The organism is Staphylococcus taiwanensis, assembly GCA_020544305.1.
GTDB lineage: Bacteria > Bacillota > Bacilli > Staphylococcales > Staphylococcaceae > Staphylococcus > Staphylococcus taiwanensis.
The window spans coordinates 1,338,967-1,363,627 of sequence record CP058667.1 but is presented as its reverse complement, the minus strand read 5'-3'; the positions used below and the strand labels follow the sequence as shown (position 1 = coordinate 1,363,627).

Here is a 24,661-nt window from a genome sequence, read left to right as displayed (position 1 = left end):
TTTATATTAATATTTTTAATGATAATTCCTTTTGAAAATAGAGTATATCACTATATTTATGTATAAATTTATAAATATAAATGCAAAAAGTTAATAATAATGCACCTCTCAAGTTAGCATCATTTGTCCAACTTAAGAGGCGCATCAATAATTGATCAACTTTAATTTTTAATTATGTTTAGTGATCACGGTTATAAAATAATTCAACGATATCAAGTAACGGTTGAATGTCATAATTAGGTGCAAGTTCATTAACAGAATCAATTGCAGCATTTCTATGATAGTCTAATTTACTTTCGGCGCCATCTTTACCAAGGAGTGACACATATGTACTTTTATGATTTTCAAGATCGCTACCTACTTTTTTGCCTAATTTAGATTCATCACCATAGACATCTAATAAATCATCTTTAATTTGAAACATCAAACCTAAATGTTCACTAAATTCATCTAATGCTTTTAAAATAGTAGTGTTTGCTTTTGCTATGTCTGCTGCACTTAAAATAGCGAACTTAAGTAATGCACCCGTTTTAGCTTTATGTATTTTTTCAAGTGTAGCCAAATCTACGGGTGTATTTTCACTTTGCATATCAAGTGTTTGTCCACCAACCATGCCAAGATGACCACTATCATGAGCCAATCTAGATATTAATTTAATTTTAACATCATTATCTAATAATTGGTCATTTGCTATTAATTCAAACGCTTTAGTTAATAGTGCATCTCCTGCTAAAATGGCTTTCCATTCACCATAAACTTTATGATTAGTGAGCTTGCCTCGTCTATAATCATCATTATCCATCGGAGGTAAATCGTCATGAATCAGTGAATACGTATGAATCATTTCTAAGGCCAGTGCAGTTTGTTTGCCTTTTTGATAATTTTCATTCAAAACATTTAGAGTTATAAAGACAAGTAAAGGTCGAATTCTTTTTCCACCTGCATTGAGTGAATATTGCATACTTTCTTCCAAATTAGTATTTAATGGCGAAGTTTCAATCACACCGTCAAGATCATTATTAATTTGTTCAATTAACTTATTCATTGACATTTTTGTCATTATCTTCATCCTCTGCTTCATCTTTAATTAATTGATTCACTTTATTTTCAGCATCTTTCAAAGTTGTATCACAAGCAGCTGATAATTTCATACCGCGTTGATATAAATCTAAGGACTCTTCTAAAGAAACAGTTTCATTATCTAATTTTTGAACAATATTTTCTAATTCTTGCATCATTTCTTCAAAACTTTGTTGTTCTTTACTCATCTTCACACCTAACTTTCTTAACGATAGCGTCAATACTTCCATCTTTCATAGATAATTTAATATTATCGTTTTCTTTTAAATCATGAGTACTCGTAATTACTTTATCATCTTTGTTAACTATAGAATACCCACGTAGCATTGTGTTAGTTGGACTTAAGTTGTCTAATAGCTCAATTTTACTCTTAAGTTCAGTTTTATTTTTATCAATATTTTTTAATGTAATATTGCGTAGACGTTCTTGCTGACTCGTTATATATTTTTGATTTCGAACGATAGAATGACTTAGATTTTTAATATTAAAGTGTTGTTTTAAGACTTTAACTTCATATTTTTTATTTTCAATCTTAGCGTATACTAATTGCTTTAATTGTTTTTCTAAATCATCTCTTCGTTGTAATTGTTGATCATATAATAGTGATGGCTGTTTAAATTTATAATATGAAGAAGTATGATTTAATTGTTTTCGTTGTTTATCTAAGAATTGTTTTATATGTTTTGTTAATGAAAATTGATATTGTTTAATTTGTTGCATTAATTCATATTGATCTGGTGTTGCAATTACAGCAGCTTGAGTTGGAGTTGCTGCCCTTACATCAGCAACAAAATCACTTAATGTGAAATCTGTTTCATGGCCAACAGCAGATATAATTGGCGTTTTACAATTATAAATTGCTTTAACTACTTCTTCTTCATTAAAATTCCATAAATCTTCAATTGAACCGCCACCACGACCTACGATAATCGTATCGACCCCAAGCGTATCTGCCTCTTCTATTTTAGAAATAATATCATTTTTAGCATTTTCGCCTTGTACTAGTGTGCTTAATGAAATTTTTTCAACTAAAGGATATCTACTATCAATTGTAGAATGGATATCTCTTATTGCTGCGCCAGTGCTAGCAGTTAAAATAGCTATTTTCATAGGAAATCGTGGTATGGGCTTTTTATGTTCATTATTAAAATAGCCTTCTTTAGTTAATTTTTGTTTGAGTTGTTCCAATTTTTGGTACAAATTACCTATACCGTCTAATTCCATTTTATTAACATAAATTTGATAATTTCCACGACGTTCATATACTGAAACTCGAGCTTCTAGAAGTACTTCGTCACCCTCTTTAGGTTCAAATGTAAGTTTGGATGCACTTCCTTTAAACATCATCGCACTAATTACACTGCCTTTATCTTTAACATTAAAGTACAAATGGCCACTTGAATGCTTTTTGAAGTTAGATAGCTCACCCTTTAATAAGATTGATTGCAAATGTGGATCTTGATCAAACTTATATTTAATATATTTTGTTAAAGTTGTTACACTTAGATATTCAGACATTGTCATCACTCAAATTAATTATTTTATATTACTCAGTACGCCATTGATAAATTTGTAATGATCATCATCACTAAATTGTTTTGTTAATTCTACTGCTTCATTGATGATTACCTTAGGTGGCGTTTCACTATGAAGTAATTCGAATGTAGCCATTCTTAAAATGATACGATCTGTTTTTAATAAACGTTGAATTGACCAATCTTTTAATTTAGGTTCAATTGTTTCATCTAGTACAGGTTCATGATCTTTAACGCCAGTTACTAGCCAATGAATAAAATTAAAATCCAAGTCTGGATAATCATCTTTTATAAAATTAATCGCTTCATTTATGGTTAGATCAGTATTTTTCATTTCTAACTGAAATAATGTTTGAAACGCTTGTTTTCTGGATTCTTTTCGACTCATAACAAACTCCTTAATAAATGTTTGGTATTAAATTACTCTGCAGTAATGTGCATGATGTGAACGTTAATTTCTTTTGGTTCAATAGCAGTCATTGTTTTAATTGAGTTAAATATTGAGGATTGGACTTTGCTAGCAAATTTTGAAATTTTAATGCCATGTTTAATAGAACAATATACGTCTATTTGAATACCATTTTCTTTAGTATCAATTTTCAAATTTTTATTTAGATTTTTACGACTAACTTTTTCAATGTTGCTATTTTTCAATTCTGCAAAATGCCCAGTTACGCCATCTACTTCAGAAACTGCAATACTAGCAATTACAGAAATGACTTCTGGCGCAATTTCAATTTTGCCTAGGTTAGAATTAGAATAATCTGCTACATTTACCATGAGATTTAACCTCCTACTCGTTATCATCCATAATATTATATTTTTCTAAGAAATTAGTATTGAAAGAACCACTTCTAAATATATCATTATTCATGAGTTTAAGATGGAATGGTATCGTTGTATCAATTCCTAAAATTAAATACTCACTTAACGCTCTGATACCTGTCATAATCGCTTCTTCTCTAGTAGGTTCATGAACAATTAATTTAGCTACCATTGAATCATAATATGGTGGAATTGTGTAATTAGTATAACAAGCTGATTCGATTCTTACACCGTAGCCGCCTGGTGCTAAATATTGTGTAATTTTACCTGGAGAAGGCATGAAATTTTTGTATGGATTTTCAGCGTTGATTCTGTATTCAATTGCATGTCCATTTATAGAAATATCTTCTTGAGAATAAGGTAGGGCTTCACCCATGGCTACTTTTAATTGAAGTTTCACTAAATCTATTCCAGTAACCATTTCTGTAACTGGATGTTCAACTTGAATACGAGTGTTCATCTCCATGAAGTAAAACTTATCGTCATTTAAATCATAGATAAACTCTATCGTGCCAGCGTTTTCATAATTAACAGCTTTAGCAGCTCTAACAGCAGCATTACCCATCTCATGACGTTGTGCATCTGATAAAATTGGTGAAGGAGATTCTTCTACTAACTTTTGCATTCGTCTTTGTATTGTACAATCACGTTCGCCAAGATGAATAACATTACCAAATTGATCTCCAATCACTTGAATTTCGATATGGCGGAAATTTTCAATGAATTTCTCAAGGTATAATCCACCATTACCAAAAGCAGTTTCAGCTTCTTGTTGAGTCATGCGATATCCGTTTTCGAGTTCCTTTTCATTACGAGCTACACGTATACCCTTACCGCCACCACCAGCAGTAGCTTTAATGATGACTGGATAACCAATTTCATTAGCAATTTTTTTAGCATCTGATATTGATTCTACTAGGCCGTCACTTCCAGGGACAACGGGAACATTTGCAGCAATCATTTCCGCTTTTGCTATATCTTTGATTCCCATTTTTTGGATAGATTCAAAGCTCGGTCCAATAAATTTCAATTGGCAAGCTTCGCATAGCTCTGCAAAGTCTCCGTTTTCTGCTAAAAATCCGTAACCAGGATGTACGCCATCACAACCAGTAGACGTAGCAATGGATAAAATATTAGGAATATTTAAATATGAATCTTTAGACTGAGTTGGACCGACGCAATATGCTTCATCAGCAATTTGAGTATGTAGTGCGTCTTTGTCTCCTTCAGAATAAATAGCTACTGTTTGTATGCCTAAATCATGACATGCTCTAATAATTCTAACCGCAATCTCTCCACGGTTAGCTATTAATATTTTTTTCATTATTTCACCTTAAATAACGGTTGGCCATACTCTACCATTTGCCCGTCTTCTACTAGTATTTCTACAATTTCACCTGATACTTCAGCTTGAATTTCATTAAATAGTTTCATAGCTTCAAGAATACAAACCGTTGACTCATTCGTTACTTTGTCACCTATTTGCACATAAGCATCTTCTTCAGGTGATGGAGACTTATAGAATGTCCCTACCATAGGTGCGTTGATTGTTTCATAGTTTGAATCATTAGTTGAAGTACTTTCTGTACTGTCAGTCAAAGCTTCATCATTTGTTGGTGATTGTGCTGAAGTTGTATTTTGTGGTGCAACCATTGGTGCAGCTTGTTGCGTATATTGAGGCGTAATAATTTCTGTTTCCTTTTGTTTTTTTAAATTAACTACGCTTCCTTTATTATCTTCAATGTTAATTTCAGTTAAACTTGATTGATCAAGAATTTCGATTAATTCTTTTATTTCTTTAAAATTCATAAGTTACTGACTCCTCGACTTAGTTTTCATCTACCAATCTATTTTACTTGACTGTAACTACCAATTCAAGCATGTCTCATTATCATAGTGACAGTTCTTATCAAATGTATGTTTTTACATACATAATTTAAAGTAATTACTTGGTACAATTAATATAGTTATGATATTAAAAAAATAAGTCTTTCTAATAGATATCAGAAAGACTTATTTCTATGAATAATAAATTAACCTCTAGAGATGTAGCTACCATCACCAGTGTTAATTACTAAAATATCGCCTTCATTGACGAATAAAGGAACATTTAAAGTATAACCAGTTTCAACTGTAGCTGATTTAGTAGCACCTGTAGCAGTATCGCCTTTGATACCAGGTTCAGTTTCAGTTACTTCTAATTCAACAGTTTTTGGTAATTCAACTCCAATCATTTCGCCTTCATAAGATTGAATTTGAACTTCCATATTAGCTTTCAAGTATTTTAATTCGTCTTTTAAATAATCTGCAGATAATTCAGTTTGGTCAAAAGTTTCATTATCCATGAACACGTGATTATCACCATCAGCATATAAATACTGCATACGACGATTTTCAATTAGAGCTTGCTCAACTTTTTCACCTGCTCTAAACGTTTTTTCTTGAATTGCACCAGTTCTTAAATTACGTAATTTAGAACGTACAAAGGCTGAGCCTTTACCTGGTTTTACGTGTTGGAAATCAATCACTTTCCAAATACCATTATCTACAGAAATAGTTAAACCTGTTTTAAAATCATTAACCGAAATCATTCAGTTTCCTCCTCAATTATACGCTTTCTATAAAATAATAAGGTCTTTTGTGCATTTAGTAAAGACTTCACAACCATTTTCAGTGATTAAAATATCATCTTCAATGCGTACCCCACCAAGACCTTCTACATAAATACCTGGTTCAATAGTAACACAATTATTTACTTGAACCGTACCCTTTGCATTTTTAGATAACAATGGGCCTTCATGAATATCTAGGCCTATGCCATGACCTAACGAGTGACCAAATTCAGCACCGTACCCATTAGATTCGATATAACTTCTAGATAATGCATCTGCTTCACTAACAGACATGCCAGGTTTAATTTCATTTATAGCTTTAATTTGTGATTTTAATACAATATCATAAATTTCACGCATTTTAGCGTCAGGTTCACCAATAGCAAAAGTTCTAGTTATGTCTGAACAGTAGCCTTGATAATATGCTCCAAAATCTAAAGTTATCATATCACCTTTTTCAATTACCTTATCACTAGCTACACCATGAGGTAATGCACCTCTATGGCCTGAAGCGACTATTGTATCAAATGAAGGACCATCTGCTCCTAATTCTAGCATTTTACTCTCAAGTTTTGCTTTTAATTCTTTTTCAGTCATTCCTGCTTTGGCGGTTTTTAAGATATAATTGTAAGTATCATCCACAATTTTTGCTGCAATTTTAATTTTATCTATCTCATCAGTGGTTTTAATTTGTCTGAGATCCTCAATAGTTTCACCAATACTAATAAAATTAGCATTAGATTGATTTAATAATTGGAAAGTATCATAGCTTACTAGGTGTCCCTCGAAACCAACTTTTTTTAAATTATCATGATTAATTAATGAAATAAGTTCTTCTATTAGACCACCACTTCGTTTAACAATTTCAAAATGATTCGCTTGTTTGGTTGCTTGATCTATGTAACGGAAATCTGTAATTAGTTTTTGATAGTTGCGTGTTATTAATAACGCACCACTTGTACCAGTGAAATCTGATAAATATCTTCTATTGTAATCAGATAAAATCACTAAAGCGTCTAATTGATATTTGTCTAATACTTCATGAATCTTAGTTAATTTATCCATTCTTATCACCTCTAGTATAACGTTTGTACATTTCCTCTATTTACTTTAAAATAATAGCATAATTATTTTATAAATAAAGAGATTTTGATTTAGGGAGAGTTTCATGAAAAAATTAATAGTTATATTAGGAGCGTCATGCTTATTGGTTGGTTGTGGCTCCCAAAATTTAGGACCTTTAGAAGATAAAACAACCAAATTAAGAGATGAAAATCATGATTTAAAATTAGATATTCAACAACTAAATCAAGATATAAGTAATCAAAAATCCCAAGTAGAAGGATTAAATAAAGACAAAAAAGATGTTTCTAAAACCGCGGATAACGATAAAGAAGCTAAATTTTTAGAAGCGTCATCGCAATATTATCAAAGTATTACTAAAGTTATTAGTGATTATAATCAAATTGATTTAAGTAAAAAGAAAAAAGAAGATAAAAAACAAAACGCTGAAAAACTAGATTCGATTTCAAATGATATTGATAATGCATACAGTAAATATAGAAGTGCTGTCTCATCTAAAAACTTAACTGGAAATAATAAACAAGAAGATAAAAACATTCGTCAAATAAATAAAGATTTACAATCATCTTTTAAAAATATTAAAAATGGATATGAAAATAATGATAAGAATAAATTGAAACAAGGGCAAACTAAATTATCGCAAATAAATATGTCTAGTAATTCTTAGTTTAGGAGTTTTAAAATTGAAAAAAATTCTATTTTATTTTGTATTAATCATTGCAGCAATAGGTTTAGTTTTAAATCTAAATATATTTTTAATGTCCTTTGCAAAGACGATTTTCACTTTCGTTATTCTAGCTATTATTATTTATTTGATATATTACTTTTTCTTTTTAACTGAAGAGCAAAGAAAATACCGAAGAGCTGTTAGAAAATATAAAAGAAAAAAACGAAAATAACTATAACAAGTATTCAGTAACAATCATTAGAGGTTTCTATTGATACTTTGTTGCCATGTATTAATTAAGGCTGAGACAATATTAAATTGCCTCAGCCTTAATTTGTTTATTTTTTATATAGCCATTCATCTGAACGATACTTATCTTCTAAATCTTTAACTTCTTGTAATTGCGTATCAGAAAGTATAAGTGGCTTGAAATCTATATTTAAACCTTTTTTAAATCCTTCTTCAAATGCTTTTTCCATTTCTTCAATTGTAATGTGTCTATCAGAGATATCATTAATTGCTACAGCTTTATCAACAAAAGCTTTTTTCATTTTATCTTTTAAACGATCATTTTTAAATTTAAACATATCGAAAAGTTCATCTACATCAACATCTTGTAATAGTGATCCATGTTGTAAAATAACGCCTTTTTGACGAGTTTGAGCACTACCGGCGATTTTACGTCCTTCAACCACTAACTCGTACCAACTTGGAGCATCAAAACATACAGCACTTCTTGGTTGCTTCAATTTTTCTCTTTCTTCTTTAGAACGTGGAATTGCAAAATATGCTTCAAATCCAAGAATTCTAAAACCTTCTAATAAGCCTTCAGAAATTACTCGATAAGCCTCAGTAACAGTAGATGGCATATTAGGATGCGATTCAGAAACAATAACACTATATGTTAGTTCTTTATCGTGTAAAACACCTCTACCACCTGTTTGACGTCTAACTAAACCGAATCCTTTTTCTTTGACTTTATCGATATCAATTTCTTTTTGTAATCTTTGAAAATAACCTACAGATAACGTCGCAGGATCCCAAGTATAAAAGCGTACTACTGGATCAATTTCTCCTCTAGAGACAAAATTTAATAATGCTTCATCCATCGCCATATTATAATAAGGGTCGTGGCTACCTGTGTTTATAAAATTCCAAGTTTCAGTCATAAAAAAACTCCAATCACAACATTTAATCATTTTTTAAATAATATAATAATTTATATCAAATAATACTAAAAAAACACTAAAAAAAATTTTGATAAATTTAGCTATCAGCCTTATAATTATAATATCGGTTAATTAGGGAGGATGCAATATGAATGTATCTTTGATTATAGCTTTGGTTATTATAGTCTTAATAATTCTTTACATGCTAGGAAATTGGTTTATTAACAAACGTGCAGTGACTGAATTAGACCAAAATGATTTTCATAAAGGTTTAAGAAAAGCACAAGTAATAGATGTGCGTGAAAAAGTAGACTATGACTATGGACATATTAATGGCGCACGTAATATTCCAATGTCAATGTTTAGCCAAAGATATCAAGGCTTAAGAAAAGACCAGCCAATATATCTCTGTGATGCAAATGGTGTTGCAGGATATCGTGCAGCTCGTATTCTGAAAAAGAATGGTTACAAAGATTTATATTTACTTAAAGGTGGATATAAAAAATGGACTGGCAAAATTAAAACAAAAAAATAATCAAACATATGATTTGCTCTTAGAGAATATAACTCTAAGAGTTTTTTTATTAATAGTATCTAAATAATTATGAAAATAAAACCACCAATTTCGTACATGAAATTGGTGGTAAAATTAATTATTATTCTTTTTCTTCATGAAGGTTTTCAAATTTTAGTACTGGTTTACGAGCAGCTTTTGTCTCATCTAATCTATCAATGATAGTAGTATGAGGTGCTTCTAAAACAGTATCTGGGTTATTTTTAGCTTCTTCGGCAATTTGAATCATTGCATCAATGAAGTAATCTAATGTTTCTTTAGATTCAGTTTCAGTTGGTTCAATCATCATACCCTCTTCCACGTTAAGTGGGAAGTAAATAGTTGGTGGATGTACACCAAAGTCTAATAGACGTTTAGCCATATCTAAAGTACGTACACCGTGCTCTTTTTGTTTAGAACCACTAAGAACAAATTCATGTTTACAATATTGTTCATATGGAATTTCATAATGCTCTTTAAGGCTAGCTTTAATATAATTGGCATTAAGTACTGCTGCTTCAGAAACTTCTCTTAATCCTTCAGCACCCATTGTTCTAATATAAGTGTATGCTCTTAAATAGATACCAAAGTTACCATAGAATGGTTTTACACGGCCAATAGAATTTTTAATATCATTGTCGTATTTAAAAGTATCGCCGTCTTTAATAACCATTGGTTTAGGTAAGTAACTAGCTAATTCTTTTTTCACACCTACTGGACCAGAACCTGGACCACCGCCACCGTGTGGGCCTGTGAAAGTTTTGTGTAAGTTTAAGTGAACAGCATCAAAGCCCATGTCACCAGGACGTACTTTATCCATAATGGCATTTAAATTTGCACCATCATAATATAAAAGACCTCCTGCTTCATGTACGATTTCGCGGATTTCCATAATATTTTTTTCGAAAATTCCTAAAGTATTAGGATTAGTTAACATGATAGCAGCTGTATTTTCATTTACAACGCGTTTTAAGTCATCAATGTCAACTTCTCCACGTTCGTTTGATTTAACAGTAACAGCTTTGAAACCAGCAAAAGAAGCTGACGCTGGATTTGTACCATGAGCTGAGTCAGGTACAATAACTTCATTACGATGTCCTTCACCATTATTAAGATGATAAGCTTTAAATATCATTAATGCAGTCCATTCACCATGTGCACCTGCTGCTGGTTGTAATGTAACTTCATCCATACCGGTAATTTCTTTAAGTTCTTCTTGTAAACTATAAATAATTTCTAAAGAACCTTGTACCTGTTCTTCTTCTTGTAATGGGTGAGATTCTGCAAATCCAGGAATACGTGCAACTTTTTCATTGATTTTAGGATTATACTTCATTGTACAAGAACCTAAAGGATAGAAACCTGAATCTACACCAAAGTTTTTATTAGATAATTCAGTGTAGTGACGAACTAAGTCTAACTCAGCCACTTCAGGAAATTCAGCTCTATTTTTACGAATAAATTTATCATCTAAAATATTTTCAACTGGATCTGTCTTAATATCACTTTGAGGTAATGAGTATGCATATCTATCTGCTCTAGATCTTTCAAAAATTAATGGACTTGATTTACTTACTACCATTTAGCTCACCAGCTTTCTTAACAAATGTATCAATTTCATCTTTAGTTCTTAATTCAGTAACAGCAATTAGCATGTGATTTTCAAAGTCTTTAGAAGCTTCTCCTAAATCAAAACCACCAATAAATCCTTCATCAACTAATTTTTGATTAATTTCTTTAATTGGCTTATCAAATTTAACAACGAACTCGTTAAATGACATACCTTCTAAAACATTAAAACCATTTTCTTTGAATTGATTTTTTGCATAATTAGCATGTTCTAAGTTTTGAACTGCAATATCATAAATACCTTGTTTACCTAAAGCAGACATAGCAATAGATGATGCTAATGCATTTAAAGCTTGGTTAGAACAAATATTTGAAGTTGCTTTATCACGACGAATATGTTGTTCACGAGCTTGTAATGTTAAAACAAATCCTCTATTACCTTCATCATCTTCAGTTTCACCAACTAATCTACCAGGTACCTTACGCATTAATTTTTTAGTTGTTGCAAAATAACCACAGTGTGGACCACCAAATTGTGTAGGAATACCAAACGGTTGAGTATCTCCAACAACAATATCAGCGCCAAATGTTCCTGGTGGAGTAAGTAATCCTAATGCTAAAGGATTAGCATAAACAATAAATAGAGCTTTTTTATCTTCAATAAATGAATGAATTTTTTCTAAATCTTCAATTGAACCATAGAAGTTAGGATATTGTACTGCTACAGCTGCAGTTTCATCATCAACTGCTTTTTCTAACTTGTCTAAATCAGTAATCGTTCCATCTAAGTCTACTTCTACAATTTCAAAATCTTCACGTACTTTTACGTAAGTTTTAAGAACTTGAAGTGCTTGATAGTGAAGACCTTTAGAAACAACTATTTTGTTTTTCTTAGTATGATTAAATGCTAAGATACACGCTTCTGCAAAGCTTGTAATACCATCGTACATTGATGAGTTAGCAACATCCATGTCTGTTAATTCACAAATAAGTGTTTGGAATTCAAAAATAGCTTGTAATTCACCTTGAGAAATTTCTGGTTGATAAGGTGTATAAGCCGTATAGAATTCTGAACGTGAAATCATAGCATCAACTACAGCTGGTGCATAATGATCATAAACGCCTGCTCCTAAGAATGAAGCATGTGTTTCTTTAGTAACGTTTTTGTTAGCTACTTTATTTAGTCTTCTTAATAAAGTTGTTTCAGCTTCGCCACTAGCGATATTTAAGTCCCTGTTTAATAAAATATCTTCTGGCACATCACCAAATAATTCGTTAATAGATTTAGCACCAATCGTATCTAACATTTCTTTTTTATCTTTTTCAGTTAATGGTATATAACGATGACTCACAATACACACCCCTTAATTATTTTTCAATTTGATTTTTCTTAACAATTTTAGCTTTAAGTTGTTTTTTTCTAACTTGTACTAATAATTCGCGTCCCATTTCGAATTCATCACGTTTAATAATTGCCATAGCAATTGATTTACCAGAAGATGGAGATTGTGTCCCTGAAGTAACTTCCCCAATTTCATTACCATCAAGATCTAAAACCGCAAATCCAGTTCTAGCAATACCTTTTTCAAGCAATTCTAGGCCAACAGTTCTACGCTCTGAACCATTTTCTTTTTGGTCTTTTAGTACTGATTTACCAATGAAATCTTCTTCAATTAATGGTTTGGCTGCAAATGCAATTCCACCTTCATAGGGAGTGATTGATTCAGTTAAATCTTGACCATGTAATGGTAAGCCAGCTTCTAATCTTAAAGTGTCTCGAGCACCTAATCCACATGGCACAACTTTATGTTCTATAAAGCCGTTCCAAATATCTACTGTGTCTTTTGAATTACAATAAATTTCAAAACCGTCTTCACCTGTATAGCCAGACTGAGATAAAATAACAGTTTTACCAAATAGTGTTACGCCTTGTTTAAAATCAAATGGTTTCATTTCACTTACGTCAATATCTACTAATTCACTCACTAAATCTCTTGCTTTAGGACCTTGGACAGCTAACTGACCATATTGATCAGAAAGGTTTGAAACTTCAACATCAAATTTAGAAGCATGTTTTTGAACCCAATCAAAGTCCTTATCTGTATTAGCAGCATTCACAATTAATAAATAATCATTGTCACCTAATTTGTATGTTACTAAATCATCAATAATACCGCCTTCTTCATTACATAAAGCAGTATACTGAGCTTTAGTATCAGTTAGGTTATTAGTATCATTTGAAAGTAAGTATTGGACAAATTTACTAGCATCATTACCTTTAATTGAGATTTCTCCCATGTGGCTTACATCGAACATACCAACTTCATATCGAACTGCATTATGTTCTTCTTTGATACTTGTAAATTGAACAGGCATAGCCCATCCACCGAATTCTACTATTTTAGCACCACTATCAACATAATTTTGATATAATGGTGTTTTTTTTAATTCGCTTGTCATTTGAAAACCCCCTATTATTTTTATAAAAAAACAGAGTAGCCAAAGCTACCCTGTTTATACACTTAATCCAGGAATGCGTAACAGTATTATCCTTTTGCCTGAGAGTTTCGTATAATTACTTGCACCTTCGGCGATAAAGACATTTAAAACTAATAAAGTAAATATCTTTATTCTCTCTAATACTGATCAACCGCAAGTTAAATAATTTATAATATCATTATAAATTTCTTTGATTGTTTTATCACTATTCACTTTCATGAATGCGATTTCATTATATCTTGAAACCCTTGATAAATACAAGTTTTTTAATTGTATTTTAGTTTTATTGTTAGCATTAGGTCTGTGTACATCATTCATGATTCTATTGTATATAGTTTCAATATCACAATCTAACCAAATAACGTTTTGTTGTTGTTTTAACAAATTTAAAGAATCAGTATTCTCAATAATACCTCCTCCAGTTGCTATGACATCGTACTTCTCAATACTTTCCTTAAAATATCGATATTCAAGACTTCTAAAGCCATCTTCTCCAAGGTTCTCGAAAATTTCAGGAATTGTTTGGTCTTCTTTTATTTCAATATATATATCTAAGTCGATAAAAGAATATTGTTGTTCTAATGATAAATATTCACCTATTGTACTCTTTCCAGTTCCCATAAAACCTACTAAAATAATTGGATGCTGCAAACTCATTAGTTGAATCACCTTTTTTCTAATAGCTCACTAATAACTCGATCATAGTAGTTATTAATATTATGAATTGTTTTCAATTTTAAACTATATTGAGATGTATAAAAAGAGATTAATGATAAATAAATAAGAAAAATTAGCAGTGTATAGCTACTTAAAAAGCCATTTAAATTATAGGTAAATTGTTTTCTCATAGTAATTATTTTTCTCCCCAATTTTTAGGTTTAATAATATTATTTCTGAATTTAACCTGTGAAAGTGAGCTTCTAAGACATTATTTAAAAAGGTTATGTTACCTCTTCGGTTAGATTCATAAATGATTTTGTGATTTTTAAATTTTAGGTAATTATCCTTACCATTAGAATGAATTAATATAGTACTTTGGTTAATCAATTGAAAAGAAACTTTTTTAGATTTAGTGATGTTGTTTATATCTACTTGGAAAAATGCAAATTCTGTTTGATTTATGTCATATGATTCTTTTAAATAATAATTTGCAATTTTATATATATTAGGCATAAGTGTAAAAATCATTATGGCAATTGTTAAAGATAAAGCCATTTCAATAAAAGTGAAAGCTTTAATTTTTAACTGAAATGCATATTTTAATTTTTTTATATGAATTATAGTTACAAATAGATGCTTGAGTAAGTTTAATTTCATTATTTTCGATTTTAATCCCTTTTAATAATTCAGTTTTAGTGTAATGATGTGCGGCTGTAATAATGGCATATTTCATATCTAATAAATCATATTGTTTTCTTATATTTAAAGTTAATTGTGTTAATAGTGGAATAAATACAGTAAGGATAAGCATAGTAGTTAATAATCCTAGAAGACTATCAGCTAAAAAGGTTGCTTTATAATTAAATTTTGACATATCGAATACGCCCTTTATCAATGTGAAAAATAATTTTAAATGAAGATTTATTCATTTTTAGGATAAGTGATCCAAAATGATTGATTTTTCCTTCTTTGTTAAAAGTGATGCTGTGAATCTTTGAAATTGAAGTGATTTTGCCATTATTTAATTTAATATTATATTTCTTACCTTTTTGTTCAATAACTGAAATTTTTGTAGCATTTGTAGTTAATATTAATGTAATGGATTGTTTGTCTCTAATTGCTTTTGATTTTAAATAATCAAATTTGGAAATTAATTTTTTTACTTCTAATTCATCAGTGATTAAATTAAAATTTGAAGATTTAGTAGAATAGACCGTAATTTGAATTAACACAATAAGTATTAAAATTACTAGTAAGCTCTCAATCATTGTAAAAGCTCTAAGTTTATTAACTTGCAACTGCTTCACCATTGGTAATTGAAATAGTTTCTCCAGACTTACAATTTTTTTGTCCTTCCTTAATCATTCCCTCATTAACCAGATCATTAATGCTTGATGGGGCTCTGTTATTTTTTAGAGTGTAGGCTTCTATTTGACTATTGATCATTTTAACTTGTGCCTCACAGCCAGTGGATTGTATATGAGCAGTTTGTTTCGCTATATTAGGAATGATTAAAACTAATAGAACGCTTATTATTAATAATACCAACAACATTTCAAGTAGAGTAAAAGCTTTAAACGTTTTAAATTGATGTATATATTTCTTCATTTTTATAACCTCTTTAGTTAATATTTTGCATAAGTTGAAACATAGGCAACATTATTATCATATAGAGACTGATAATAAAAATTCCTAAGCAAACGAATATAATGGGTTGAATAATCTTAGTATGTCGTAACGCTTTTTCTTGGAATCGATTTATAAGTATGTGACTATACAGTTTAAGTTCGACGTCTAATTTTCCGCTTTTTTCACCTTGTTTAACAAATTTTATTAAATCTTTTTGAAAACATGGAAATTTTTCAAGACTATCAGCTAAACCAACGCCATTATTAATACTTTCTAACAAATTCCCACCTAAATATTTCAGAAAAGGATTTTTAGTTTGTGAATTATAAATTTGAACAATATCTTGTAAGCTAATACCATTTTTATAAAATAAAGATAAGTCATTTGAAATTTGATATGTTTTTAAAATTTTATAGTAAGTATTAAAAATAGGAAGTTTAGAAAGTAAGATTTGCTTTTTTGATATAGGATAATGTGATTGAATTAAAAATAGTAGAAGTGATAAGAAGATTAACAATAGAAAAGTTAGTAAAATAAAAATGGGTAGAGAAGAAATGAATTGAGTAAGAATTTTTTGAAATAATGATAATTCGATATCCATCGTGGAATATAATTCTTTAAATTGAGGTAATACCGTATAATTTAAAACTATTATCATGCCCAAGAAAATACAAATAAGTATTGAAGGATACTGAATAGCTTTAATAATTCTTTTTTTGGCATTAAGATTCGTTTTTAAATATTTAATTGCTTCTATAAGAGAATCTTCTATATTTCCATACTGTTGTGCGAAGTAAATTTGCGTTGTCACAGAATTCGAATATCCAATTAAGCTTAAAATATCATAACAAGTTTGACCAGCTTTTATATTTTCAATTATTTTCCTCCCAAGATTTTTATCTTTATATTTAAAATATAAGTTTAAAAATTCAAAACACTCTAGTAATGTAAAGCCATTTTTTAAAAGTGCGACAAGATTTTCGAGTAGCATAATTTGTTGGGTTGCATTTAAATTATTAGTGAAAAACCTAAATATATTTATTTGCAATTTCTTCACATATGGTACCCTCTTTCGATAATGAAAGTAATTTGTCTCTCAAATTATTAAAACTTTTTGGTAATGTATTGTTGTGTTCAAAAAAATACTGGATTTGCTTTTGATCAATCAACTCACAAACAAGTTTTCGTTGATTGTTCAATGTAGTTATTAACCTTTGATTAGATATTAAATTAATAGATTGAGATATTTCTTGTATACTTATTCCCATCTCCATTAATCTCAAAATTGCACCTTTACAATTGTTAGAATGCATTGTAGATAGTACTAAATGACCGCTTAAACTTGCCTGTATCACACATTTTGCTACTTCTGCATCTCTAATTTCTCCAATCAATATAACATCAGGATCACATCTAAGAATTGCTTTAAATGAATTTAAATAATCAATACCTGCTTTTTTATTTATTGAAATTTGAGTAACTCCTCTTAAAATTTGTTCAACAGGATTTTCAATAGTAATCACATTTAAATTTAACTCTTTATAGGCATATAAAACCATTTGATACATTAATGTACTTTTACCAGATCCTGTTGGACCAGTAAAAAGAATAAGCCCTTGCTTTTTATTCATTAAGTGTTTAAAATCCCTAAAGTCTTTAAATTCTTTTTTAACTTGAAAATATTGCGGAATAATTCTTATTACACAACTTTCTGAACCTAAAGATAAAGGCAAGGTAGAAATTCTTAGATAATAAATAGATTTAGAATGATATGTATATCGTCCACTTTGAGCAATTTGATGTGTTGAAACATCAAGACCAGCTTTAAATTTCATATATACTAATAATTTTTGATAAACCGTTATCTTAAATGTCTCATATAATTCTAAATAATCATTAACTCTAAATTTGATATGAACTTCATCTTCACTTGGTATAAAATGTATATCACTCGCATTTCTTGAAATAGCTTTGTTTACTATCTCTTGAAATAATAATTTCATAAAAACACCTCCTACATTTATAAACGTAGAAGGTGTTGAAATTACTTTATTTTATTGGCCGTCTAAAAAAGGATTAAATTGCTCATCATCGACAGTTGTGTATTCGCCATGTCCAGGGAATAAAGGTAAATCTCCATCCAGTTCAAATAATTTATCTTTAATTGAGTCCACTAATGTTTCATAGTCACCACGATATAAATCTGTGCGACCAATACCATTTCTAAATAGTGTGTCCCCTACTACTGCAAATTCATCAAATACAAAAGTTAAACTACCAGGGGAATGACCTGGTGTATGGAGAACATTAAACTTAAAGTTTTCAAGGTTGAAAGGCCCTTCTTTAAGTTCATTTGGTTTCGCATCACTAGTTAATAAAGGCATACCATATTGTTGAAATTTAGCTGAACCATTTTTATTAGGATCAGTTAAAAAATCAAATTCTTCTTTATGCATAAATAAAGGTACATTATATTTTTGTAGTATCTCATCTAATGCGCCAATATGGTCAAAATGAGCATGGGTTAATAAAATTGCTTTTAATGGTTTATTGATTTGATTCAGTTTTTTAATTATTTTGTCTGCTTCTCCAGCTGGATCAATTAATAATACACTATTATCATCTTCAATAAAATATGCATTAGTATCAACTAATCCTAATGTTAATTTTGAAATTCTCATTTTATTCACCTTGATTTTCCAAATGTTTTTGGACAGATTTTAGTTTATCATTCATTTTGCGTGACTTATCTCTTCTATCATCTATACGTAAATTTGTACAAACTCTATCTATACCTTTAGAAAATGGAAGTTCATGTATAGTCTGAACAACTTCGAATAAATCCTTAAGATCACCTTCTATAAGTGTATTCATAGGTGTTAATTGGTAATCAATTTTACCTTCTTTTTTGAATTCTTCTAATTTCTTTTGAATTTCTGCAATATACTTACTAACACTTGGCCCTTCTGTTCCTACTGGAATAATAACTACATCAACTATAGCCATTATTTAACACCATCCTTCTCTAAAATATATGTTTTGATTAAACCAGCTGCTCCAGTAATACCAGCATCATTACCTAACTTAGCTTGAACGATTTCAGTATCCTTTTGAGCTGGTGTAAATGTTAAATTATGATAGTCAGTTTTAATGTTTTCGATTAATATTAAACCTGCTGTCGACATTCCACCGCCAAGGACTATATATTTAGGATTACTTGTTGCACTAATAATACTACATAGATATGCAATATGATTAGCAACTTTTTCAGTGATAAAAATACAGAATTGATCTCCAGCTTTAGCTGCATCAAAGACAGCTTTAGCTGTTACTTTATTTTCTTTTATTAATGGAAGTATAGAAGATTTAAACGTTAATTTAGGGTAATAAAAATTAACTAAATTAACGACACCAGTAGCTGAAGCTACCGTTTCAATACAGCCAGATTTACCACAATTACAATTAAAACGTTGATCAAAGTCTGTGCGAATATGGCCTATTTCTGCACCTGAACCATTATGTCCGTGAACAAGCTCACCATTAGAAATGATTCCACCACCAAGACCAGTTCCTAGTGTAATTGCAACGACATCATCTGCACCATGTCCGGCACCTTTATGTTTTTCCCCTAAGGCAGCTACATTAGCATCATTATCTACATATACCGGGCAATCTATAAATTGATTGAAAATCTCTCGTACGTTTACATTACTTGGCCAATGAAGGTTTACTGCTCCATTCACTATACCAGTTTCAAAGTCTACTGGACCAGGTACTCCAATTCCTACGCCAATGACATCACTAATATTTAAATCATGCGTTGGTAATTTTTCTTCAAAAGAGGTGTAAATGTTTTTTAATAGCGTATGTCCTGTATGGTCAGATGTATCAGTTTCAATTGACCATTTATGTAATTGTTCTAAATTAGCGTCAAAAATGCCTAATTTACAAGTTGTTCCGCCAATATCAGCTGCTAAAATAATATTTTTCATTTATGCTCATTCCCTCTCTGGTTAATTATTAAAATACATTTTAGATAGTCATCTTTAGATAATAATTCATAATTGTACAAGGACTTTATTTCTTGTAACATCATCTCATGCATGTCTTTGGGATCTTTAAAATAGATAATAAATCCATATTTCTTTAAAAGTTGAAGGACATCATAAAAGTTATTGATTTCCCGATTCATTTGTTTTTTTTCAACTCTTTTTCTAAATTTTTATAATCATTATCATTTGAATTAATCTTAACCGCCTTTTTAACATAACTTAATGCTTTTTCATTATCATCAAGTGCTCTATTTGCAATTGCTAATTCGTAGTTAAGTAATCCTGAATTAGGATGGTTTTTCAATCCACGTTCCCAATCTGCCATGGCTTCTGCTCTTGAACTAGTTGTTGCAGTAATTAATCCTTTTAAATAATAAGTACGATCATCATCATAACCTTTATCAATAGTATGATTAACAATAGAATTTGCTTCTTTATAATCATAATTTACCATAGCATCTTCAATTAATTTATCATAAATATTTTGCTCTTTAATAGTGAAAATACGTACTTGTAGGGCCACAAAAATAACTAAAAGTAATATTAGGAATAACCAAAACAAATTACGATTTTCGTGAAAATAATAGCCTATTAAAGTTATTAATACACCACCAATAAATCCTCCAAGATGAGCCATGATATTAATATTGGACATAAATAATGATAAAACTACTAATATAAGTAATGCAATCAACATTTGCCCGATTAATTTTTTGTCGAAATTTTTACTCACATACATCATCGCAAATATTGCTCCAATTAAGCCAAATATAGCACCACTTGCACCTACTGACACAGTATGTAAATTAAATGACAATGATATAAAGTTTCCTAAAAGACCGGATACTAAATATATACCTAAAGTTTTAAATGGACCAACAATTGACTCTACAATTTTACCAAAAATAAACAATGATAACATGTTCATCAATATGTGCTCAAAATTAAAATGCAAAAACATTGAGGTGATTAGTCGATACCATTCACCATGTACAACGTTAAAGTGAACTAAGCCCCCCACGTCTAAGAGCTTTACATCTGAAAAGTGATTAAAATATAAAATCATGACTAACCATATTAATACATTTATTGTAATTAATATATAAGTCATAGGTGTAAAAGTCATCATATATCTATCTATAGGATTTTGTGTCAAAACGCGTTTTCTATAGTGTGTTGACGATTTATTATCTTTTCTAGTGAAAATGGTTGATAAAATTACGTTAGGATAAAGTTTCTCTACGTCTTTATCATTTGAAATGAGATTATACTGAAACTTTATTGGATGAGTTTCTGTGAATTCGTCTAAAGTATAATCTTTGTCTACAAAATAAAAATATTCAAAAGTTTTAGGATTAAAACCCAAGGTATTTTCTATTTGCTCAAAGTTTTCTTTAATTTTGGCTTTATCAAATCTAATTTCTTGAGTAGAGGTTATGTCTTTTCTAAAAATAACTACTTTGTTTTTATGTTTATTTGTCAACCATACTTCATTTTCATTTTTTTCAATATTTATTATTTTATAATTAAAATATCTAATCCAATAAAATATTGACTTCCAAAAACGTTTTTCAATATCCATTAATTCCTCCAAAATCTATGTGTTATAAATAATTAATTTATCCACAGGTTGATCATGATTTTCTATATCAAATTGAGTTAATTGAAAATCGTAAATTAAACTTAAGGTGTGGGCGGTTGAGTGACTTAAAAAACGGTCATAATAGCCACCACCATAGCCAACTCTGTAACAATCTTCTCTAAAAGCAACACCTGGAACAATAATTAAATCCAATTGATCTGTTGTTTCTGTATCTTCATTGACAAAATAAATACCTTTTTCATCTTTTTCTATACAGGATAAGTTTTTAATTTCTTTAAAATTCATATCCTTAGATTCGTAATTAGTATTGGGTACAAACATTCTTTTATTATCCAATAAAGCAGCTTTAATTATTTGATATGTATCTACTTCGTGAGGCATTGATAATACGATTCCAATTCGATTAGAATTTTTATACCAATTGTCATTAAATAACTGCTGTTTTAACCAATTGTCTGCATGAACTTTCTTAGTTTTATCAAAACTTTTCATTTTAGATAGTGTATTTTTACGAATATCTTTTTTTATCATTAAATCCCCACTCTCTACACACTACATATATTATAACGTTATTAAAAGATGATGTCATTTAGATGAAATAAAAAAAGGCTTTCTGATTTGATCAGAAAGCCGTTAGCTGAATATCAGCTTATTATTTAGTTTCACGGTGTAAAGTTTGTTTGTTATCACGTGAACAATATTTTTTCATTTCAACACGTTCAGGATTGTTTCTTTTGTTTTTAGTAGTGATGTAGTTTCTGTCACCACATTCAGTACAAGCTAATGTTACGTTTACGCGCATGTTAATTCCTCCTTACCTTTTCTAAATACGACTTTATTATCATACCACTTAGCACATTAATTGAAAAGTACTAATTATTTAAGCTTTCAAAATACAACACAAATTTTATCTAATAGTTAATGTTTTTTCTAATTACTACTTTTTATCTTTAAAATAATAATTAATAACATCTCTACCTAAATCTCCACCATTTAACCATGGTGGTGGTACCGGTTGGTTTGTATAAACAATAGAGAAAGCTAATTTTGGATTTTTAATTGGTGCATAACCAATATACGTTGAGTTAACTCTTGATTGGCCATTTTGATAAACTTCAGCAGTACCTGTTTTACCTGCAGAAGGCACTTTAGTATTACGGAAACTTGCATAACCAGTTCCATCTTTTTCATTAAATGCCATTTTAAATCCATTTTGAACTTCTTTTATTTCTTCATCAGAATTATTTACTTTATTAAGAACATTACCTTTAATTTTTTGTTTTACAGGTCCTATATCATCACTATTCGTTGCATCATGTATTGCTAAACCAATATGTGGTTGGATTCTATAACCATTATTAGCGATTGTTGATATATATTGAGATAGCTGTAATGGTGTATAAGTATCGTATTGACCAATTGCTAAATCAAGATAATTACCTGAATTGGTTGTTAAAGGTTCTATTTGTCCTATTGTTTCATTAGGTAAATCTATACCAGTTTTAACACCTAAACCAACTTGGTTAAGACCTTTTCTTAATTTTTGTCCTGCATCCGTTATATTATTAGGCAAACTCATTCCATATGAATAAGGATCACCTGCTAATTTTAAAGCAGTCTTAAACATGTAAACATTAGATGAGTGCATAAGTGCTTCTTCATCATTAATTCGAACTTTGTCATTTTTGTTGAAATAAGAACGTTTTGTCAATCCACCACTAAAGTGTAATGGTTCATCAATCATTTCTTCTCCAACTTTGATAGCTTTATTTTGGTAACCTGTTAATAGTGTACCGCCTTTTACTGATGAACCTACTGCAAATTGACCAGTAAAGTTACCTAAATCATAGTCAGTCATTTTTCCATTTTTATCAATTTGTTTACCTGCCATGGCAAGAATATCACCATTTTTAGGATTTTGTACTACAATAAGCGCATTGTCCATATCAGTTGCGCCTTGACTACGTAAGGTTTTTATTTCACTCTCTAATAGAGATTCGACTTTTTTTTGTAAATCAATATCAATGGTTAGTTGTAAATCATCACCTCTAGACCCTGGATTTATAACTTCAGAATTGATGACTTTACCTGATTTATCAGTGGTATATTTCATTTCTTTCTTTTTACCACGTAAAATATTCTCATATTGATATTCTAAATAAGATTTACCTACTCGATCATTTCGAGAATACCCTTTAGCCAAATATTGTTCAGTTAATTCTTTAGGAATACCTTCAGCTGGTGTTGAAACACTTCCAAAAATACTTCTTAGTGTATCACCGTATGGATAACGGCGGTCCCAATCCATTGATGTATTTACGCCAGGAAGTTTATCAAGTTGTTGTGAAACTGCTGCGTATTCTTTTTCAGTAACATCTTCATTTTTAATTGTTTGTGGATCCATTGTAGACCCAGCTGACATTTCTCTGTAAATCGCTAAAATTTGTAGATCTTTTTTAGACAAACTATTTAATTGTTTATCACTTATTTTACTATATAATTGTTTGTCATATTGATCCTGTGAAATACTGCCATCATTTAACATTGAAGTTTCTTTTTTCATTAATTTAGTTACATCTTCAGGATGCTTCTGAATCCAATAATCTTGCTTATCTCTTTTTGTTATTTTATTGGTTTTCATAGTAATTAATTTTGAGAGACTTTTTGCAGTATTTAACATATCTTTTTGACTTGTTTTTCTAGAACGTGTATATGTAATTGCAAGTTTTGATGCATTATCTACTAAAACTTTACCATTTCTATCAACAATTCTTCCTCGCGGTACTGATTCATTGACAGTTATGTTCTCATCATTTTTTACTAATTGACTATAATGTGAGCCTTGTGCTATTTGTAAATATCCTAGCCGTAGAACTATAATTCCAAATATTAAAATTATTACTCCAAAAATAAAACTAATTCGTTGATTCATAGTTTGCTTTATTTTTTCATCATTTGATTTTTCCTTTAACCTTTTAAGCAAGATAACCTACCTCAATTATTAAACATGTTTACTTATAAATGATATATGAAATTTATATTTATTACCATCATTTTAATAAAAAAAGAGCGAGTTAGAAATCAATAATATGTAAAATTTTTATTTTTTATTAACTGAGTTCAAA

At 29.8% G+C, this 24,661-nt stretch carries 30 protein-coding genes and 1 riboswitch; of the genes, 2 read left to right on the top strand and 28 right to left on the bottom strand.

Annotated elements, in window-relative coordinates:
* Window positions 1–178: 178 nt before the first annotated feature.
* The 9 genes from HYI43_06490 to HYI43_06450 all read right to left on the bottom strand — a co-directional run bounded on the left by HYI43_06490 (window position 179) and on the right by HYI43_06450 (window position 7,117).
* Window positions 179–1,060 carry a polyprenyl synthetase family protein gene (locus HYI43_06490; GenBank protein ID UDI78202.1) on the bottom strand — a complete coding sequence of 294 codons (882 nt, stop codon included), beginning with the start codon at window positions 1,058–1,060 and terminating at the stop codon, window positions 179–181.
* On the bottom strand, window positions 1,038–1,268 hold the full coding sequence (locus HYI43_06485; GenBank protein ID UDI78201.1) for an exodeoxyribonuclease VII small subunit: 231 nt from the start codon (window positions 1,266–1,268) through the stop codon (window positions 1,038–1,040). Before HYI43_06485 ends, HYI43_06490 begins: the two co-directional genes overlap by 23 nt.
* Window positions 1,261–2,598: an exodeoxyribonuclease VII large subunit gene (locus tag HYI43_06480; protein ID UDI78200.1), complete on the bottom strand. Its 1,338-nt coding sequence runs from the start codon at window positions 2,596–2,598 to the stop codon at window positions 1,261–1,263. Before HYI43_06480 ends, HYI43_06485 begins: the two co-directional genes overlap by 8 nt.
* Before the next feature lie 18 nt (window positions 2,599–2,616).
* Window positions 2,617–3,003: a transcription antitermination factor NusB gene (gene nusB / locus HYI43_06475; protein UDI78199.1), complete on the bottom strand. Its 387-nt coding sequence runs from the start codon at window positions 3,001–3,003 to the stop codon at window positions 2,617–2,619.
* Between the two features lie 32 nt (window positions 3,004–3,035).
* Window positions 3,036–3,395 carry an Asp23/Gls24 family envelope stress response protein gene (locus HYI43_06470; protein UDI78198.1) on the bottom strand — a complete coding sequence of 120 codons (360 nt, stop codon included), beginning with the start codon at window positions 3,393–3,395 and terminating at the stop codon, window positions 3,036–3,038.
* Window positions 3,396–3,408: 13 nt separating this feature from the next.
* Entirely contained in the window at window positions 3,409–4,764 is a 1,356-nt protein-coding gene (accC, locus tag HYI43_06465; protein ID UDI78197.1) for an acetyl-CoA carboxylase biotin carboxylase subunit, read from the bottom strand.
* Window positions 4,764–5,249 (bottom strand): acetyl-CoA carboxylase biotin carboxyl carrier protein, encoded by a 486-nt coding sequence (accB, locus tag HYI43_06460; protein UDI78196.1) that lies wholly within the window; start codon window positions 5,247–5,249, stop codon window positions 4,764–4,766. The genes accC and accB overlap by 1 nt, the downstream gene beginning before the upstream one ends.
* A gap of 224 nt (window positions 5,250–5,473) precedes the next feature.
* Entirely contained in the window at window positions 5,474–6,031 is a 558-nt protein-coding gene (gene efp, locus HYI43_06455) for an elongation factor P (protein UDI78195.1), read from the bottom strand.
* Window positions 6,032–6,058: 27 nt separating this feature from the next.
* Window positions 6,059–7,117 carry an aminopeptidase P family protein gene (locus HYI43_06450; GenBank protein ID UDI78194.1) on the bottom strand — a complete coding sequence of 353 codons (1,059 nt, stop codon included), beginning with the start codon at window positions 7,115–7,117 and terminating at the stop codon, window positions 6,059–6,061.
* Between the two features lie 103 nt (window positions 7,118–7,220).
* Here HYI43_06450 and HYI43_06445 point away from each other — a divergent pair, with 103 nt between their 5' ends.
* Window positions 7,221–7,802, top strand: coding sequence for a hypothetical protein (locus HYI43_06445; protein ID UDI78193.1), 582 nt, complete (start codon window positions 7,221–7,223; stop codon window positions 7,800–7,802).
* Between the two features lie 338 nt (window positions 7,803–8,140).
* On the opposite strand, the gene HYI43_06440 is transcribed toward HYI43_06445, so the two are convergent.
* Window positions 8,141–8,971, bottom strand: coding sequence for a lipoate--protein ligase family protein (locus HYI43_06440; GenBank protein UDI78192.1), 831 nt, complete (start codon window positions 8,969–8,971; stop codon window positions 8,141–8,143).
* Window positions 8,972–9,119: 148 nt separating this feature from the next.
* Here HYI43_06440 and HYI43_06435 point away from each other — a divergent pair, with 148 nt between their 5' ends.
* Complete coding sequence (locus HYI43_06435) at window positions 9,120–9,506, top strand: rhodanese-like domain-containing protein (protein ID UDI78191.1); 387 nt, start codon at window positions 9,120–9,122, stop codon at window positions 9,504–9,506.
* Between the two features lie 121 nt (window positions 9,507–9,627).
* On the opposite strand, the gene gcvPB is transcribed toward HYI43_06435, so the two are convergent.
* The 18 genes from gcvPB to HYI43_06345 form a co-directional block, all read right to left on the bottom strand.
* Entirely contained in the window at window positions 9,628–11,106 is a 1,479-nt protein-coding gene (gcvPB, locus tag HYI43_06430; protein UDI78190.1) for an aminomethyl-transferring glycine dehydrogenase subunit GcvPB, read from the bottom strand.
* On the bottom strand, window positions 11,093–12,445 hold the full coding sequence (gene gcvPA / locus HYI43_06425) for an aminomethyl-transferring glycine dehydrogenase subunit GcvPA (GenBank protein UDI78189.1): 1,353 nt from the start codon (window positions 12,443–12,445) through the stop codon (window positions 11,093–11,095). The genes gcvPB and gcvPA overlap by 14 nt, the downstream gene beginning before the upstream one ends.
* A 16-nt stretch (window positions 12,446–12,461) precedes the next feature.
* A complete protein-coding gene (gcvT, locus tag HYI43_06420; GenBank protein UDI78188.1) occupies window positions 12,462–13,553 on the bottom strand; it encodes a glycine cleavage system aminomethyltransferase GcvT in 1,092 nt (363 codons plus the stop codon).
* Between the two features lie 76 nt (window positions 13,554–13,629).
* Window positions 13,630–13,743, bottom strand: a riboswitch (glycine riboswitch).
* A complete protein-coding gene (locus HYI43_06415) occupies window positions 13,740–14,249 on the bottom strand; it encodes a shikimate kinase (protein UDI78187.1) in 510 nt (169 codons plus the stop codon). It overlaps the preceding riboswitch by 4 nt.
* A 168-nt stretch (window positions 14,250–14,417) precedes the next feature.
* Window positions 14,418–14,807: a hypothetical protein gene (locus HYI43_06410; GenBank protein ID UDI78186.1), complete on the bottom strand. Its 390-nt coding sequence runs from the start codon at window positions 14,805–14,807 to the stop codon at window positions 14,418–14,420.
* 19 nt (window positions 14,808–14,826) lie between these two features.
* The gene (locus HYI43_06405) at window positions 14,827–15,126 is read right to left on the bottom strand and encodes a hypothetical protein (protein UDI78185.1); all 300 of its coding nucleotides are present in this window, start codon (window positions 15,124–15,126) and stop codon (window positions 14,827–14,829) included.
* Window positions 15,113–15,562, bottom strand: coding sequence for a hypothetical protein (locus HYI43_06400; protein UDI78184.1), 450 nt, complete (start codon window positions 15,560–15,562; stop codon window positions 15,113–15,115). Before HYI43_06400 ends, HYI43_06405 begins: the two co-directional genes overlap by 14 nt.
* A complete protein-coding gene (locus tag HYI43_06395) occupies window positions 15,540–15,860 on the bottom strand; it encodes a prepilin-type N-terminal cleavage/methylation domain-containing protein (protein UDI78183.1) in 321 nt (106 codons plus the stop codon). Before HYI43_06395 ends, HYI43_06400 begins: the two co-directional genes overlap by 23 nt.
* Before the next feature lie 13 nt (window positions 15,861–15,873).
* On the bottom strand, window positions 15,874–16,938 hold the full coding sequence (locus HYI43_06390) for a type II secretion system F family protein (protein UDI78182.1): 1,065 nt from the start codon (window positions 16,936–16,938) through the stop codon (window positions 15,874–15,876).
* A complete protein-coding gene (locus tag HYI43_06385; protein UDI78181.1) occupies window positions 16,910–17,884 on the bottom strand; it encodes a type II/IV secretion system protein in 975 nt (324 codons plus the stop codon). The genes HYI43_06390 and HYI43_06385 overlap by 29 nt, the downstream gene beginning before the upstream one ends.
* A gap of 51 nt (window positions 17,885–17,935) precedes the next feature.
* The gene (locus HYI43_06380; GenBank protein ID UDI78180.1) at window positions 17,936–18,562 is read right to left on the bottom strand and encodes an MBL fold metallo-hydrolase; all 627 of its coding nucleotides are present in this window, start codon (window positions 18,560–18,562) and stop codon (window positions 17,936–17,938) included.
* A gap of 1 nt (window position 18,563) precedes the next feature.
* Window positions 18,564–18,887 carry an MTH1187 family thiamine-binding protein gene (locus HYI43_06375; GenBank protein ID UDI78179.1) on the bottom strand — a complete coding sequence of 108 codons (324 nt, stop codon included), beginning with the start codon at window positions 18,885–18,887 and terminating at the stop codon, window positions 18,564–18,566.
* Entirely contained in the window at window positions 18,887–19,873 is a 987-nt protein-coding gene (locus HYI43_06370; GenBank protein ID UDI78178.1) for an ROK family glucokinase, read from the bottom strand. Before HYI43_06370 ends, HYI43_06375 begins: the two co-directional genes overlap by 1 nt.
* On the bottom strand, window positions 19,870–20,073 hold the full coding sequence (locus HYI43_06365) for a YqgQ family protein (protein ID UDI78177.1): 204 nt from the start codon (window positions 20,071–20,073) through the stop codon (window positions 19,870–19,872). Before HYI43_06365 ends, HYI43_06370 begins: the two co-directional genes overlap by 4 nt.
* Complete coding sequence (locus HYI43_06360; GenBank protein ID UDI78176.1) at window positions 20,070–21,515, bottom strand: rhomboid family intramembrane serine protease; 1,446 nt, start codon at window positions 21,513–21,515, stop codon at window positions 20,070–20,072. Before HYI43_06360 ends, HYI43_06365 begins: the two co-directional genes overlap by 4 nt.
* 15 nt (window positions 21,516–21,530) lie before the next feature.
* Window positions 21,531–22,067 carry a 5-formyltetrahydrofolate cyclo-ligase gene (locus tag HYI43_06355; GenBank protein ID UDI78175.1) on the bottom strand — a complete coding sequence of 179 codons (537 nt, stop codon included), beginning with the start codon at window positions 22,065–22,067 and terminating at the stop codon, window positions 21,531–21,533.
* Window positions 22,068–22,188: 121 nt separating this feature from the next.
* Window positions 22,189–22,338, bottom strand: a complete 150-nt coding sequence (rpmG, locus tag HYI43_06350; GenBank protein UDI78174.1) for a 50S ribosomal protein L33 — start codon at window positions 22,336–22,338, stop codon at window positions 22,189–22,191.
* A 135-nt stretch (window positions 22,339–22,473) separates the two neighbouring features.
* Window positions 22,474–24,519 carry a penicillin-binding protein 2 gene (locus HYI43_06345; GenBank protein UDI78173.1) on the bottom strand — a complete coding sequence of 682 codons (2,046 nt, stop codon included), beginning with the start codon at window positions 24,517–24,519 and terminating at the stop codon, window positions 22,474–22,476.
* Window positions 24,520–24,661: the final 142 nt, after the last annotated feature.